Raw genomic sequence first — 15,222 nt, 5'->3', positions numbered from 1 at the left:
ATGCACTCAACCTTCCCAAAAGCATTTCCTGTAGCAATATCCTTTCTTAGTGGAACTCTAATCAGTTTCCAATCAGACTAGTCCACCTTGACCACCTGCAGCTCTGCTCCTCCCAGTAGAATCAAATACTTGTCTACTTGGCTAAGACAATAGGAACGACTGAGGGCTTCGACATAGAGATCCAGTTGAGCTCGGTAGCGCTCCACCAAGTCTGTCGGCTCATGATAGCGGTCAGTCTTATAGTCAAAGAGGACAATACGGTCATCAAAGACCAGGTAGCCATCCAAGATTCCCCGAACAACAAAGTCTTGACCACTGGCTGGATCCTGCTTGAGCATGGCAAAAGGTGCTTCACGATGGAGATGATTGGCCTGCTGCTGGATTAGCTGACCCAGTTCTGTAGCGAAAAAGGCCTCAATCTTAGTCAAATCAATCTCTTTCTTAACTGCCACATCTGACTGAACCTGAGTCAAGGCTTGGCGAATGCTGGTCTTAGTGACAGGCTGATCCAGAGGAATCCGTTGCATGAGCTCATGGACAGCAGAGCCGATTTGAACTCCTGTGATTTGCTTCTTCTTGCCAAAGTCAGGTAAATCAAAAGTCAGCTGGGGCTGATAGCTTCGAGGCGCATCCATAATGTCCAGGCCTTCTGAGTCCATAACTGGCTCATAGAACTTCTTGATTTGACTAGGTGTGCGGACACTAGGCAATTCAATAGCTGCTTGATAGAGGCTGTTGATCCGATCTACATTCTCCAAGATATCCAGAGCTCGGCGAATATCCTCTGACTGACGGTTGCCAGTCAAATCATCTACCGGAATTGGATCAGTCTGCTCCACTACGCCAATCTGCTCGTCTGTCAGCTCCTGATCAGTCACAAAGCGAGTTTGATAAGCCAGATTTTCCTTTTCAAACACTGACTGAATAGCATAGAGCCAATCCTGAAAATTGGTCAGCTGGCTTCGAAGATCACTAGATAAGCGACCGTTTTGACTAGTCCCCCACTTGCGCTCTTGGAGCTTAGCTTGCTTGCCCTTGCCGACCAGATAGAGCTTGGTTTCAGCCCGCGTCATGGCCACATAGAGCAGACGCATCTGCTCAGACAGGCTAGCCAGCTTGAGTTCTTCGGCATTCTGCTGATAAGGTAGGGTCTCCATGGAAATAAGCAGTTGCTTGGGCGCATGAAGATCCTGAGCCTCAACGACTACATCGGCCACATATTTGATTCCGATGCCTTTTTGTCGGCTGAGGATAATAGCAGAGCTGCTATCCTGACGATTGAAAGCCTTGTCCATATTGAGCAGAAAGACATACTTAAACTCTAAACCCTTACTCTTATGGATAGTCATTAGCTGGACAGCATTTTTCGGAGCAGCTAGAGGGACACTGGCCAAATCGTGCTCATTTTTCAAAATTCGGTCAATCATGCTGATAAAGCGGGATAGCCCCTTGAAACTCGACTTTTCATAGTCGTTGGCCCGCAAGGACAAGGCATAGAGATTGGCCTGACGCTGTTCACCGTTGGGCAGAGCCCCCACCATATCGTAGTAAAAACGATCCTGATAAATCTTCCAGATTAAATCATAGAGAGAATGGGTCTTGGAATAGCTGCGCCAGTCATCCAGAGTTGCTTGAAAGTGCTGCAGTTTCTTGCGCAATTCACCTTGGATGAGCTGCGGTTCTAGACCTTGATCAGCCAGAGCATTCCTCAGCTTTTCGTAGAGATTTTCCATAGACTTGGTACTGGAGGCTTGCAAGGCTAGCCGAGCCAATTCGTCCTCATCAAAGTCAAACATTGGCGACTTTAGGAGAGCCGTCAAGGCATAGTCATTGAGAGGATTGTTAATGGTCCGCAAGGTATCCAGCATCACCATAACCTCTACCGACTGAAGATAATTAGTCTCCCCATCATCAGGCACAATCGGGATATGATGCCGGTCAAACTCTGCCAAAATCAGATCATTGCGGGTCCGCGAAGCTGTCAGCAAGGTCATGTCCTTGAAATCCACCCCTTCTTGATTATGAAGGCGGATGATTTCCTTAATTACCAAGGCTACTTCACCAGCTGAAATGCTGGGCAGACCTTGGTCAGAATCCTCTTCTTCGCTATCAGCGCTACCGTCATAAAGGAGAAATTCCGCCTGATTGGCTGGATTAGGCTCCCGTTTGGCTGGATTTCCTGCCACCAGATAGTGGGTCTCATTGTAGTCAATCTCACCGACTTCCTCGTCCATAAGCCGTTTAAAGACATCATTGGTCGCTTCCAGCACCTCGATGTGACTGCGGAAATTTTCCTTGAGAATAATCAGCTTGCCCTGACTAGGATCGGCCTGATAGAGTTTAAATTTATCGTTAAAAATCTGCGGATCGGCCTGGCGAAATCGATAGATGGACTGCTTAATGTCGCCGACCATAAAGCGATTATTTCCTCGAGCCAGCAATTCCAGCATTCGCTCCTGAGTATGGTTAGTGTCTTGGTACTCATCGACCATCACCTCATGGTACTTATCCTGATAAAAATGTCGTACTTCTGGATAATTTTCTAAAATCTCAATTGCAAAGTGACTGATATCGCCAAATCCAAAGGCATTTTCCGCTACCTTACGCTCCAAATAAGCTTGCGAGAAATCTCGGACAAAATCGCGTAACAAATCCAGTAGAGGAAGAGATTCAGCCTGATGCTGCTCCATAAAATTCAGATGATAGAGGCGGAAATCCAGCTCTTTAATTCGCTCCATCAAGGGCTTGCGGGCTTCATTATAGGTCTGAGCCAGCTCTTTTTTAAGTTCGTCCGCATTCTTACCAACTCGGGCAGTAAAAGCCTGATGGTTAGAGGTCTTGGCCAATTCTAAAAAGCGCTGAATCAAGTCTAGCAACTGTTCAGATCCAGTCTGCTCTGTCAGCTCAGCCAAGATATCTAAGGCTGCCTGAATATTTTCCTGATACTTAGCCCCAGCAAAGGCCTGACCTTCATGAGCCAAATGGCTCTGGAGAAAATCTTCCAAATCCAGCAAAGACTGCCTAGCCTCAGAGAGAATTCGCTCCCGCTCTGCTCCAAAATCACTGGTTTCATATCCTAGAAGAAAGGTCTCTTCCAACCATTTTCGCGGATTGCTGGTAGACTGGAGAAAACTATAAATACTATAAATCTGCTGGCGGAAGCCAGAAATGTCCTTGCGCTTACCAGTGAAATTTTTGACCAAGCGACTGAATAATTCCTGCTGATCACTCTCATAGTAGGTATCGAAAAGCTGGTCAAATACTTCATTTTGCAGAATGAGCTGCTCACTGGCCGACTGTAAGATCCGAAAATGCGGTGCTAGTCCCAGCAAGTAGCCGTACTTGTTGACTACTTTCTGGGTAAAAGCATCCATGGTACCAATATCTGCATTGGCAATCTCAGCCAACTGCTGGGCAAGATGCTGGCGGAGCTCCTGATCTGAAGCCTCCTTGAGCACCAGACTCAACTCCTTCTCCAGCCGCTCCTTGAGCTCACCTGCCGCCTTGACAGTAAAGGTGGAGATGAAGAGTTGGCTAACCTCCACACCTCTGAGAATCTGGTCAATGATCCGTTGAACCATGACATAGGTCTTACCAGATCCAGCCGAAGCTGAGACGAGAATATTCTGACCAGAGGAGTAGATGGCCTGAATCTGCTCTGGTGTGCGCTTTTGTGGCTTGTCAGAGGCAGCTTCCTCAGCTTGCTTGACTAGGATATCCTGCTCGTTTAAAAAGGGAATCCGTCTCATTTGTCCAACTCCTCCTTGATTTTTTCTATCCAGGCTTGACGCAGCTTCTCGCCTGTCGGCCGTTTATCATACTGGTCCAGGTTTAACTTGGTCAGCTGTCTAGCCTGCCCCAGATGGAGATTGGCCTCAAAGCCTGTAATGGCCTTAAACTGGTCCACGTAAGGGGCAATACTACACCCATTTTCTGTATAAGGATTGATGGCAAAACGACCAGCTAAAATACCTTCTGCTGCTTGCTGATAGAGATAGGTATTATAAGCCAAAATCACTTCCAATTCTTCCTTAGTTAGCAGATTGACCTTGCTTTTCTCGTAGTTAGCGCTCAAGTCCTTGGCCTGATCAGCCAGAAAGAGGCCTTTGTAAACCTGACTTTTCATGACTTGTTTCACAGCCTCGTCCAGTGCCTTGGTCTCCTTGAGGCTGGCTAGGGGCTCCGTCATCTGTAGGTACATGGCTCCGAAAGTTCCCTTTTCCTCGTGGTATTCTGGCATTTTTCGGATAGCCGCTAGGTAGGTCGGCAGCTGAGAGTTAAGCCCATTAAAGAACTTCTCAAAGCTGAATTTGGTATCGCCAGACTTGTAATCCACAACTCCCAGACTCCCTGTCTCCGTCAAACGATCAATCCGGTCCACCTTGCCGCTCACCTGAAGCACTCTGCCATTGTCCAAAAGCAAGAAAGGCCGATCATCCCGACCAAAGTCAGTCTCCTTACCGATGACCTCCAGCCCATCCGACTGAGCCAAGATACGGCCAGTAGCCCGAGCCGTGTCCAATAGCAAACGACGGGCGAACTGGGTCTCGCCATTTTCACCATAGACCGCTTCAAACTCAGCCTCCCAGCTAGTCTCCTCCATAGCCTGCTGCAAGCGAGTATCGAAGTCCTGCTCCAAGTGTTCCTGCATAACCTTTTCAAAGATTCGGTGGAGGAAAATCCCGTGACTGCGCGCATCCGGCTGAATTGTCCACTCCTCCTGCAACCGCAAAACATACTTAAGGAAATAGGCATACTGGTTTTTAAAATATTCATTGAGGGCAGAAGCTGATAGTTTCAAAGGCTGCTCTGAAGGATAAAGTGCTTTGAGGGTTTCCGACTTGAGAGGCTCTGTCTTCAATTCCTTACTGATCTGGGGAATGGAAATCCCCTCAGCCGCCAATTTCTTACGCAAGACTCGGATGGCCACTGCCCAAAAAGTCTGCTCCTCCGGTGTCCATTCTCGGTCAATATCTTCCTGATAGAGGTCAATCACGCGCGCCAGCAGAGTCCGATAAGTCCCAATATCGTCACTGCTAGCCTGTGATTGCTTGCTGATGATGGGTAGAGAGATAGGCGCTATTTCCAGCTCTGTCAGATAGGAAGACATGGCATCTTCTACTTCATTGATCAAAACAGGAGCAGACAGAACCAAATCTTCTGTCGCTGAATTGAGTAAAGATAGGGCGGCAAAGCGGTTTTTCTTGAGATTTTCACTGCTAGCTACCTGCAACTCAGCCTCGTCCCCAGTTGCTTGGTTTAAGGCCTGACGTTCCTCGTCACTGAGTAGACTTTTATTTTGCGCTAACTTAGGCAAGCGCTCCTGCGTCAATCCGATAGCATAGACATAAGGCGCTGCCATGGGTTCAATCAAATCGTAAGACTGAACCGTCACCACATCCACTGTCGCTGGTACAACTCGGTACTTGGCCAGAAGCATGCCAGACAGAATCAGAGCCAGAAAATCATCGATCTTGAGCTTGCTACCATCAAACACCTGAGCAAGCTGCTCTAAGACATGGCAAAAGGTCTTCCAGACTTCCTCCTGCCGCTCTACTTCCTGCTGACTTGCATCTTCCAGCAGACCAGTCAAATTGGCATCCAAGCGAACTTCTTTGATAAAGTTGGTAAATTTAGCCAAGAGACCAGTCGCTGTCTGACTGCGAGATTTGAAAAAGTCTAACAGAGGCGTGATAAGACTGCGACGCATGACATTGAGCCGCTTCAGGTCAAATTTCTCCTGACGGTTAATGGTGAAATCTCTCCCCAGCTTGGCTGCTCCTTTAATTTCCGCAAAGCGAAGGTATTGCTCAAAACTATCCAGCTCCTCCTGACGCAATCTACCATAAAGGCCGGTTTTTAAAAGATTGAGTAAATCTTCTGTCTGAAGATTATAGCGTTTCAAGCGCTCCAGTGACTCTAAAAACTGGACCAAAGGATGCTGGGACATAGACTCAGACCGCCCCAAATAAAAGGGAATCTGATACTGGTCAAAAATGGTCTTCAGTTGGAGTTGGTAGGCTTCCACATCACCCAAAAGCAGCCGGATATCCTTGTAGCGAGCACCATCATGGAGCCGCTGACGAATGGACTTAGCCACATACTCTAGTTCTTCTTTTTGATTACGAACCGACCAAATCTCTAAGTGAGAGCGGTCAGCTTCGGTCAATTCCACATGGGTTTCAGAAAAATCATAGCGACTCTCTAAAATCTTGGAAATCTTGCCAAAGACATCATCCGACTGAGTCGAATCTCCCGCTAGACACTCTGGCTTGACCTCATAAGTTTGAGCCAGCTTGAGCAGAAAATCTACACTAGCCTGATAAAGATTACCCTCGCGAAAAGCTGTTTGGTAGGCTTTTTGGCTAGCATAAACGCCAATGACAATCTCCACTCCCTTGCGATGCAGCAGATCTACTAGATATTCCTCCTCTGCTGAGAAGCGGGTAAAGCCATCGATAACCAGTGCAAGATTAGCCAATTCCCCATCCAAATCTCCAGCTAGAATATGCTGGGCAAAAATCGTGAGTTTAGAGGTCGCATCATAATTTCCTGCCTGTAGAGCAGCAGAAAAGGCCGTGAAAATTTTGAGCAAATCCTCGCGCTTCTCTGGCTCTTCTAGATGGCCCAAATCCGCAAAAGTCATCTGAGCTGTCTGAAGCTCATGATAAAGGTCTAGCAGTTGCTGGATAAATTGCGCATCCTTCTTGATCCGCCCATAAACCTTTAGTTCTCGGTCATCCATTTCCGATAAAATCCGATAAAATAGCATACCTAGACCAATGTCGTCCAAGGGCTGTCCATCTTGAACATCATTAAGGACAAAATAGCGAGCCATCTGAGCAAAACGTGTCACCGTAATAGCAAAAGAAGCGTGATTTTCTAATGCCTCCAAAACTGCTCTCTCCTTTTCAAAAGAAAGCGAGTTGGGAGCTATATAAAAGACCCGCTTGCCATCCGCTGCTAAGTCCTGAGCTTGCTTAGCCAAATGCGCCGTCAAAGGACTGCGGATGTCCGTATAAAGTAATTTCATACCGTCTCTTTTCAACAACAAAATATAAAAACATTATATCATGTTTGCGAGAAAAAGGCTTTCTCAAAAAGAAAAAGCCCCGCCGAAGCGAGACTTTTCGTGTCTGATTTTATAATTGTTATCTGGGAACGAAATCGAATTAAGCTTCGATTTCAGTAACCATACCTGAACCAACAGTACGTCCACCTTCACGGATAGAGAAAGTAGTACCTTGTTCAACGGCGATTGGGTGGATCAACTCAACGTCGATAGTTACGTTATCACCAGGCATTACCATTTCAGTACCTGCTGGAAGTTCGATTGAACCTGTAACGTCAGTTGTACGGAAGTAGAACTGTGGACGGTAGTTGTTGAAGAATGGAGTGTGACGTCCACCTTCTTCTTTAGTAAGGATGTAAACTTCACCCTTGAATTTAGTGTGTGGGTTGATTGAACCTGGTTTAGCGATAACTTGACCACGTTCGATTTCATCACGTTGGATACCACGAAGAAGTACACCTACGTTGTCCCCTGCAAGACCTTCGTCAAGCTGTTTACGGAACATTTCAACACCAGTAACAACTGCTTTTTGAATTTCTTCTTTGATACCAACGATTTCGATTTCATCGTTGACACGAACAGTACCACGGTCGATACGTCCTGAAGCAACTGTACCACGACCAGTGATTGAGAATACGTCTTCGACTGGAAGAAGAAGAGGTTTGTCAGTATCACGTTCTGGTTCTGGGATGTACTCATCAACAGTGTTCATCAATTCCATGATGATGTCTTCGTACTTAGTATCACCTTCAAGAGCTTTAAGAGCTGAACCTTGGATAACTGGAAGATCGTCACCTGGGAAGTCGTATTCTGACAAGAGGTCACGGATTTCCATTTCAACCAATTCAAGCAATTCTTCGTCATCAACCAAGTCGATCTTGTTCATGAAGACGATAAGGTGTTTAACACCAACCTGACGTGAAAGAAGGATGTGCTCACGAGTTTGTGGCATTGGTCCGTCAGTTGAAGCTACTACAAGGATAGCTCCGTCCATTTGAGCGGCACCAGTGATCATGTTTTTAACGTAGTCCGCGTGTCCTGGAGCGTCGATGTGAGCGTAGTGACGTTTTTCAGTTTCGTACTCAACGTGCGCAGTGTTGATAGTGATACCGCGTTCGCGTTCTTCTGGAGCAGCATCGATAGACGCATAGTCTTTTGGTTGGTTAACTGATGAAGGCAAGCGACGTGCCAATACAGTTGTGATAGCTGCTGTCAAAGTAGTTTTACCGTGGTCAACGTGTCCGATAGTACCAATGTTAACGTGTGGTTTACTACGATCGTATTTTTCTTTTGCCATTTGAGTAAAAGCCTCCAATAAAATATATTTTATAGATAGACAGTAGGCAATACAGTCTAACTTTCCTTACTATTTTATCAAATTTTACTGAAAATGCAAGCCTTTTACACATTTTTTGTCAATTATTCCTTATCTAGCTTATAGTAAGGCTGATTGGGAACGGAAGCACCGATACTCGAAGCATAAATCCACTCTTTTCCTTCTAATTGAGTGAAATTTTCAGCTTTTCCAGTCAAGATGACGCCAGAGAAAGTTAATTGATCACGATTTTCTGGTTCACGAATATCTAGCTGACCAAATTTCTTGAGATAGGCCTCAACATCATTATACATGTTGTACCCACTAAGACTTGGGAAAAGATTTTTATCTGCCTTTTTCAGATAATCCAAGAAAGTCTGCTGCTCTTTCTTAGCCTCTTTTGCCTTCTTCCTAAAATCTAAGTCATAAGTAAAGAGAAGACTAGCGTTAGCTCCATAGGTGAACTGGGGATCGGAAAACAGCTCAATACCTTTTTCACCATCTTCTGACTGGCTGCCAATCCAGTACCAGTTAATCTTGAGGTTGTTCGGTATCAGCTTCTGGATTTCCTTATAGGTATAAGCTTTATCAAAAGTCAAAGCTACTTCCACCAATTGATTTGGCATTTCTTTAACAGAAGCCAACTCCTTAGGCATAGAATTACTATCCTTTGTCCCCTTGGCATTAATATTGTAGAAGACCGGATATTTTTGACGCAGGGTTCGCGTATAGGTTCCTGAGAGAGACAAATAAGTCCCTTCCGCAGTCGGATCTCTAAAAGCACCTATGAGTGAATAATTCCCCTCATAGGAAGGATAAGCCACCTTCACTCCATCTAAATCTTTGAAACGATCAGAATGTAAGGTTCCTGAAAACAAAGAATTTTGAGTGTAGTAGAGACTGTCATAGTCAACATTAGGGTAGGCGATTTCCGACATAACTTCGTACTCTTTCTGCAAATTTCGACCATTACTAGAGGCTAATTCTATCAATCCCTTTCCTAGTAAAAGCAATAAAGCTAAGGAGACAAGACTACTGATGGCAACTGTCTTCCAAAGTCGTTTTCTTTTACTTTTCTTCGCTAAAATTTCAAATGTTTCCATTTTTATATCCTTTCTTTTCCAATTTATGGCGGAGCTTAATTCGGCTACGCATGAGTTGTACTTTCACTTTACTTACAGAATACGACATAATTTGAGCGATTTCCTTTACTGTAAAATTTTGGAAATAATAAAGATCTAAAAGCATTGCTTCCTTAGTTGGGAGCTCTTCTATCGTCGACCTCAACAGCTCATAATGGTCGTTTTCAAATGGTTGAATCACATCTTGTTTGAAAAATTCCTTTTGCAAAATTTCTAGATAATGCTGATCGCGCCTATAGCGATCGATATAGCGGCGGATGGAAACCCGATACATCCAAGCTCGCATCTTCTCTGCTGGGATGACCAGATCAGTCTCTAACATTTTGACAAAAACATCCTGCACCACATCTTCTGCCTCGGCCTTAGAAGCTCCTGACTTTTGCAAGTAGAAAACAATCTCTCGGGCAAAGCCAATCAAGATGTTTTCGTATTCATCCAGTTTGATAATCTCACCTCCCCACAACTTCTCCTAACATCTCTCATTATTTGCACTTCTTTAAAAAGAATAACAAAAAAGCCTTTCTAATCCAAAGCTCGCAGCTGCTACTTTTCATTTGAAACTGCTTTTCTCTATTCAATACTTTTCTATTCTTCCCCCTTTCTACTAGTATAACGAATAGAAAGTCATTTTGGTTACAAAAGTTTAAAAGACGACAAAAAACCCCAGATAGATTGAAACTATCTAGGGTTGATGTCTTATAGATTTATTGAGAGATTGACTCTGAGTTAGTGATTTGTTCAGAAGCCTTTACTTCATCAGAAGCAGTTCCCAGAGCCTGTTCTGCAGTTTCAGCCTGAGACTGATGAGCTTCTACTGAATGAACTGATTCAGCTGGTTCTGAAACTGATGCTGAGAAGGCTGATTGAGTTGACTCTTGAGTTTGGGCTTGGCTAGCAGCAAACGGTTGAGTTGGCTGGTTCACTTGATTCTGACCAAAAGGTTGCTGAGGCTGACCAAATTCTGGATTCTGAACGGGTGCTTGTTGCTGAACAAATGGTTGCTCTTGGCTAGCAGGCTGACTAAACTGTTGGCTTTGAGCTGGCTGTTGAACTTGACCAAATTGTTGGTTTTGTGTCGGCTGTTGTTGTCCTTGGAATCCTGGTTGAGCAAACTGTTGGTTTTGAACTGGTTGTTGAGCTTGACCAAATTGCTGACCTTGGAAGCCTTGTTGACCATAAGGAGCCCCATTAACTGGCTGAGCTGGTTTGCTAGCTTGGCAAAGCAAGACAATCAGAGCAATACCACATGGCAGAGAAACCAAAGCAGCTAAAATATTCAAAACTGGAATGAAAGAAGCTATTGTTGGCCCTACTCCCAGAAAAATAAATGACCAGTGGAAGCCAGCGTCGCGAAGACGACGAACTGTGATAGCAAGATAGGGAACGATCGTTGCAAGTCCATAGATGGTAAGCAAGAACATGATGAACACAGCTAAACCAGCGCCAGCCATAGCTCCAGATAAATCAGGTTCATAATCGTATAATCCCGCATAATAAATTTCACTAAAAAGTGGAATAAGGAAACCGAAAAAGGCAATCAACGAAAATGGTAGAGTAATCAAAAAATTACATAGGACAACCCACCAGAAATCCGAACGGCTTGAACGACCACTAAAGTCTGCATAACGAGTCCAAAATTTTTTATAAGCAGAAAACATAGAAATCTCCTCTAAATTTTTATTAACAGGATTCATTGTATCATAATTTTAGCTCGAAATCAAGGTAAGTTAATTCTAGCTTGCTCTTATAGCAAGGAAACAGAGGTCACTTTACCGTTTCGATTTCCCATGAAGCCCAGCCGCTGAAGCGAATAGCTCCTTGTTCATCTGTCCGGAAAATCTGTGTCTGAATATTCTCAAATCTAGCTAAGGTTTCCTGATGAGGATGCTTGTAGCGGTTATTCTTGCCGGCAGAGATGAGGGAAATTTTGGGCTGAAGCTGATGTAAAAATTCTGGGCTGGAGGAGCCCTTAGAACCGTGGTGTCCTGCTTTTAAGACATCCACCTTGAGTTGCGGAAAACGCCGCATCAAGGCAGCTTCGCCATTTTCCTCTAAGTCTCCTGTGAACAAAAAGCTGGTTCCAAAAAACTTCCCGTACAAGACGACAGAGTCATCATTACTGCCGTCGCCCGTCTCCTCAGGATAAAGAACTTGCAGTGTTCCATCAAAAATTGGAAGGCTATCTCCTACTTCTACCGCATGGACTCTCGTCTGCATCCGCTCCAATTTCTCCACAAAATCCGACTGGGTCAAACTTCCCTTAGATACATAAATTTCCTTTATAGAGAAATGCTTGGCCACCTCCAACATATCACCCATGTGATCGGCATCTGTGTGGGTCAAAACCAGTACATCCAAGCGACTCACTCCCCGACTTTTCAGATAGGGAATTAAGGTCTTTTCTGCATTTGTCGAAGCAGTCCTCTTCTGCCATGCTTCTTTCTTGCCAATCTCCACTCGACCACCTACATCAATCAGAACAGATTTCCCCCGCCAATCGCGCAAGAAAATACTATCTCCCTGCCCAATATCAATGACTGTAATTTCATTTTGTAGAGGATGTTTAGTAAGGAAAAATAGCAGAGCAAGAACCAAGCTAAGTAAGGTCACAACTTTCTTCTGTCTGCGAAAATCATAGAGCAAGCCAAGAGTGATAAGCAGGCCTAGCATCATCCAGATAGATGGCTGACCAAAAACCACTGGCCGTGAGGAAATAGCCGCCGTCCAACGAATCAACTCTTCCAGCAGTTCAAACAAGACATTGACCTGAGTGATTTTCAAAAGAGGTGATAGGGCAAAAATAAAGGTCAGGGCTGGAAGCATTAAAAGATCAAAAACGACTGAGAATAGAAAGGTCAGCAGAATAGACCATGGCTGAAATTCGGAAAAATAGAAAATCAGAATCGGTAGAATTCCCAGTGAAATGGTCAAACTTTCTGCCAGCACCTTTCTCATAGGAGGTAAATGCTCAAAATCCATGATAGAGATGACAAAAGCATAGGCACAGGAAAGAACGCCACCCGTCGTCAAGAGAAAATTGGGCATGAACATGGCTAAGAGCATGATTGTCAAAGCAAAGTTATCCAGCTTAGTCACACCAAACTGCGAGAGCAGCTTTTGCACTAAACTTCTCACAACCGATACTGAAAAGCCCGTCAAACCCGCATAGATAAAGGAAAAGGGCAGTTGCAACCAATCGACGGTTTCCCTTTTTAAACCAGATCTCAGGAGAAGCCTGCGAAAACCATCCATGAAATAGCCGACCTGCATACCAGATAAGGCAAAGAGATGGATAATCCCCAGACTGGAATAAAGTTCATTCATCTCAGCAAAATCTGTATCCAAATCACCAAACAAAAGCCCAGTCATATAGTGGCTCATGGGACTAGGAAAGTTTTCTTTGATATAAACCAAGGCCTTTCTGCGCCAGACCGATAACCAATCCCAAGGATTAAGACTGCTAAAATGCTGACTGGACTTGATTTGATTGATCTTCAAAATCCTGTAAATCCCCTGCGTTTTTAGATAAGCCCGATAGTTAAAACCTGAAAAATTACGCTGGTCTTCTGCTAAACTAAGCTCTCCATCAATCTCCAAAAGCAGTTGATCGCTCAGCTTTTGAACAGCTAATTTTTCCTTTTCTGACTGGATTTTATAAAAAGCCTGATAGGTTCGACCATTGGAATGACCGCGAAAAGAAAGTGAGTCGCCATTAACTTTGATTGTATCTGGCTTCATCACAATGGCAGAGATGGTTTCCACTTCATCTTGAAAGGCTTGATTAGCCATTTCTCTCCGAAATAGGAAAAATCCTGCAAAGAGACTCAAGAACAATAAAACAAGCAGACTATTCTTCATCGAATAAAGCCAAAAGAGCCGAACAAGGAGAACTGCCAAACCTAGATAGGCTGGTAGACTACTAGTGTAAATCGCAAAGTAGGTTAGCACCAGCAAAAGACAAAAATAGATTGGTTTGATGGGAAATTTATTTATCCACTGTGACATAGTCTTTTAACTTTTCTAAGGTTTTTGCACCGATTCCTGAAACATTTTTCAGCTCATCTACTGACTTAAACTTGCCATTGGCTTCCCGATAAGCGATGATATCTTGCGCTTTCTTTTGACCGATGCCTGAAACTGTCTGAAGTTCAGCTTCGGTCGCCGTATTGAGATTGACCAAGTCAGACTTCCCTTTTGCCGTTTCTCCATTTCCAGCGGGCGTCTGACTAGTTTGCGTCACATCTGCCCCTTCTTCACCGACTTTAGCTACATAGACAACTGCCTCGTCTGTTAATTTTTGAGCTTGGTTGATGGATTTTGACTCGGCATCTGGCAGTAGACCTCCCGCTTTTTGTAAGGCATCGTGTACACGCGCTCCTGCCCGCAACTGATAAACTCCTGGATTTTTGACAGCTCCTTTGACATCAACTGTTACTTCCTTCTCAGATTCCTCTGAATTCATATCCTTTTCTGAGTTTATTTTTTCCTGATTGCCATTTCTTTTTTCTACATCGGTTTCAGACGAAGCTGATGTGACCACTTCCTGAGCCAGTGCACTGACCTGATTCTGCGGCTGAGCATTCCCCTTCAGCAAGAAAAAGCCAGCCAAGACGACTCCTAGCAAAGAAAGTCCAACAAAAATCTTGTATCCCTTCAATTTTTCAACTATTTCTTCAAACATAATTTTTCTCCTTTATCTTTATATTCGTAAAAGAAAAGGGAAAATATAAAAATCTGAAACAAAGTTCCAAATATAAATAAGAAAAACTAAAACAGCCTTTAGATAAAAATCTAAAAGCAGTTAGCATTATTTTCTATGCTTATCTGGATCCCAGACAAAGCTTGCAAGGAAACTAAAAATGAAGGTCAAAATACCAATCAAAGCGGCTGGAATAAAGGCCAGTGCTCGTAAAATCCGCCAGAAGATATTTGGTTTTTTACCTGTCTGGTAGGGCGCTACTTCAGCATCCAAGCGGTCAAACTCTGCCTGAATCCGACGAGCCACTTCCTCAACTCCTTCATCATTCATCTTTTTAATATCTGAAATATCAATTGGATTGCCAAAGTTCATATCCACGCGCTCCCCAGCTGCCAAGCCTTTGAGGCTCATAGGACCAGCATAGACAACTGGCATGATCCGAACCTTAGCCATCTTAGCAATCACTGCCACTCCTCCCTTGACATCCGTAGAATGACGGCTGCCGCTCGGGAACATAATCAGAGAGCGATTGCTCTTTTTCAGCATATTGACAGGGTATTTGATAGCTGACGGGCCAGGATTTTCTCGGTCAATAGGAAAGGCACCACACATGCGAATCCACCAGCCGAACACGCGATTTTCAAAGAGCTGTTTCTTGGCCATGAAAATGAACTGCTTGGGCTTGGTCGCAAAAGCCATGTAAACTGGATCCCACCATGTCCGGTGAGGGGCAACCAAGATATAGTTTTCATCTTGTGAAGGAATCTTCTCTTTATTATGGTAATGGGCATTGCCATTCAAAGCCCAGAGAATAAAAATCACCAGACCTCGCAAATAAGTATAAAACATAAACTCTCCTTATTTCAAATTGTGATTGTACTTGAAATTGATTACATCCTTTCTCATTATACCCTATCCCATTATAGTCTGCAATATTTTTCCAAACTTTGGCTGTAACAGCTGATTCTGATAGCCATTTCCATAAAAAAATGGT

At 44.2% G+C, this 15,222-nt stretch carries 9 protein-coding genes; all 9 read right to left on the bottom strand.

Features of this window, described 5'->3' with window-relative positions; translation table 11 throughout:
- Window positions 1-77: 77 nt before the first annotated feature.
- Complete coding sequence (addA, locus tag D8791_RS06350; RefSeq protein WP_125446748.1) at window positions 78-3,749, bottom strand: helicase-exonuclease AddAB subunit AddA; 3,672 nt, start codon at window positions 3,747-3,749, stop codon at window positions 78-80.
- Window positions 3,746-7,033, bottom strand: a complete 3,288-nt coding sequence (rexB, locus tag D8791_RS06345; RefSeq protein WP_125446746.1) for an ATP-dependent nuclease subunit B — start codon at window positions 7,031-7,033, stop codon at window positions 3,746-3,748. Before rexB ends, addA begins: the two co-directional genes overlap by 4 nt.
- A 139-nt stretch (window positions 7,034-7,172) precedes the next feature.
- Entirely contained in the window at window positions 7,173-8,369 is a 1,197-nt protein-coding gene (gene tuf, locus D8791_RS06340) for an elongation factor Tu (RefSeq protein WP_005590656.1), read from the bottom strand.
- 122 nt (window positions 8,370-8,491) lie between these two features.
- Complete coding sequence (locus D8791_RS06335) at window positions 8,492-9,490, bottom strand: anti sigma factor C-terminal domain-containing protein (protein WP_125446744.1); 999 nt, start codon at window positions 9,488-9,490, stop codon at window positions 8,492-8,494.
- Window positions 9,477-9,947 carry an RNA polymerase sigma factor gene (locus tag D8791_RS06330; RefSeq protein ID WP_174263569.1) on the bottom strand — a complete coding sequence of 157 codons (471 nt, stop codon included), beginning with the start codon at window positions 9,945-9,947 and terminating at the stop codon, window positions 9,477-9,479. The genes D8791_RS06335 and D8791_RS06330 overlap by 14 nt, the downstream gene beginning before the upstream one ends.
- Window positions 9,948-10,233: 286 nt before the next feature.
- Window positions 10,234-11,187, bottom strand: coding sequence for a DUF805 domain-containing protein (locus D8791_RS06325; RefSeq protein ID WP_125446742.1), 954 nt, complete (start codon window positions 11,185-11,187; stop codon window positions 10,234-10,236).
- Window positions 11,188-11,293: 106 nt separating this feature from the next.
- Entirely contained in the window at window positions 11,294-13,534 is a 2,241-nt protein-coding gene (locus tag D8791_RS06320) for a DNA internalization-related competence protein ComEC/Rec2 (RefSeq protein WP_125446740.1), read from the bottom strand.
- A complete protein-coding gene (locus D8791_RS06315; protein WP_125446738.1) occupies window positions 13,515-14,210 on the bottom strand; it encodes a helix-hairpin-helix domain-containing protein in 696 nt (231 codons plus the stop codon). Before D8791_RS06315 ends, D8791_RS06320 begins: the two co-directional genes overlap by 20 nt.
- A 126-nt stretch (window positions 14,211-14,336) precedes the next feature.
- Entirely contained in the window at window positions 14,337-15,077 is a 741-nt protein-coding gene (locus D8791_RS06310) for a lysophospholipid acyltransferase family protein (RefSeq protein WP_015605402.1), read from the bottom strand.
- Between the last annotated feature and the right edge of the window lie 145 nt (window positions 15,078-15,222).

The sequence above is a fragment of the Streptococcus cristatus genome (assembly GCF_003943515.1).
Classification (GTDB): Bacteria; Bacillota; Bacilli; order Lactobacillales; family Streptococcaceae; genus Streptococcus; species Streptococcus cristatus_D.
This window is presented reverse-complemented; position numbering and strand designations above follow the sequence as displayed.

Bases quoted from the DNA above. Each gene is read 5' to 3' on its own strand.
- D8791_RS06335 (WP_125446744.1), bottom strand. From the start codon at position 9,490: ATGGAAACATTTGAAATTTTAGCGAAGAAAAGTAAAAGAAAACGACTT.
- D8791_RS06325 (WP_125446742.1), bottom strand. From the start codon at position 11,187: ATGTTTTCTGCTTATAAAAAATTTTGGACTCGTTATGCAGACTTTAGT.
- D8791_RS06315 (WP_125446738.1), bottom strand. From the start codon at position 14,210: ATGTTTGAAGAAATAGTTGAAAAATTGAAGGGATACAAGATTTTTGTT.
- D8791_RS06310 (WP_015605402.1), bottom strand. From the start codon at position 15,077: ATGTTTTATACTTATTTGCGAGGTCTGGTGATTTTTATTCTCTGGGCT.
- addA (WP_125446748.1), bottom strand. From the start codon at position 3,749: ATGAGACGGATTCCCTTTTTAAACGAGCAGGATATCCTAGTCAAGCAA.
- tuf (WP_005590656.1), bottom strand. From the start codon at position 8,369: ATGGCAAAAGAAAAATACGATCGTAGTAAACCACACGTTAACATTGGT.
- rexB (WP_125446746.1), bottom strand. From the start codon at position 7,033: ATGAAATTACTTTATACGGACATCCGCAGTCCTTTGACGGCGCATTTG.
- D8791_RS06320 (WP_125446740.1), bottom strand. From the start codon at position 13,534: ATGTCACAGTGGATAAATAAATTTCCCATCAAACCAATCTATTTTTGT.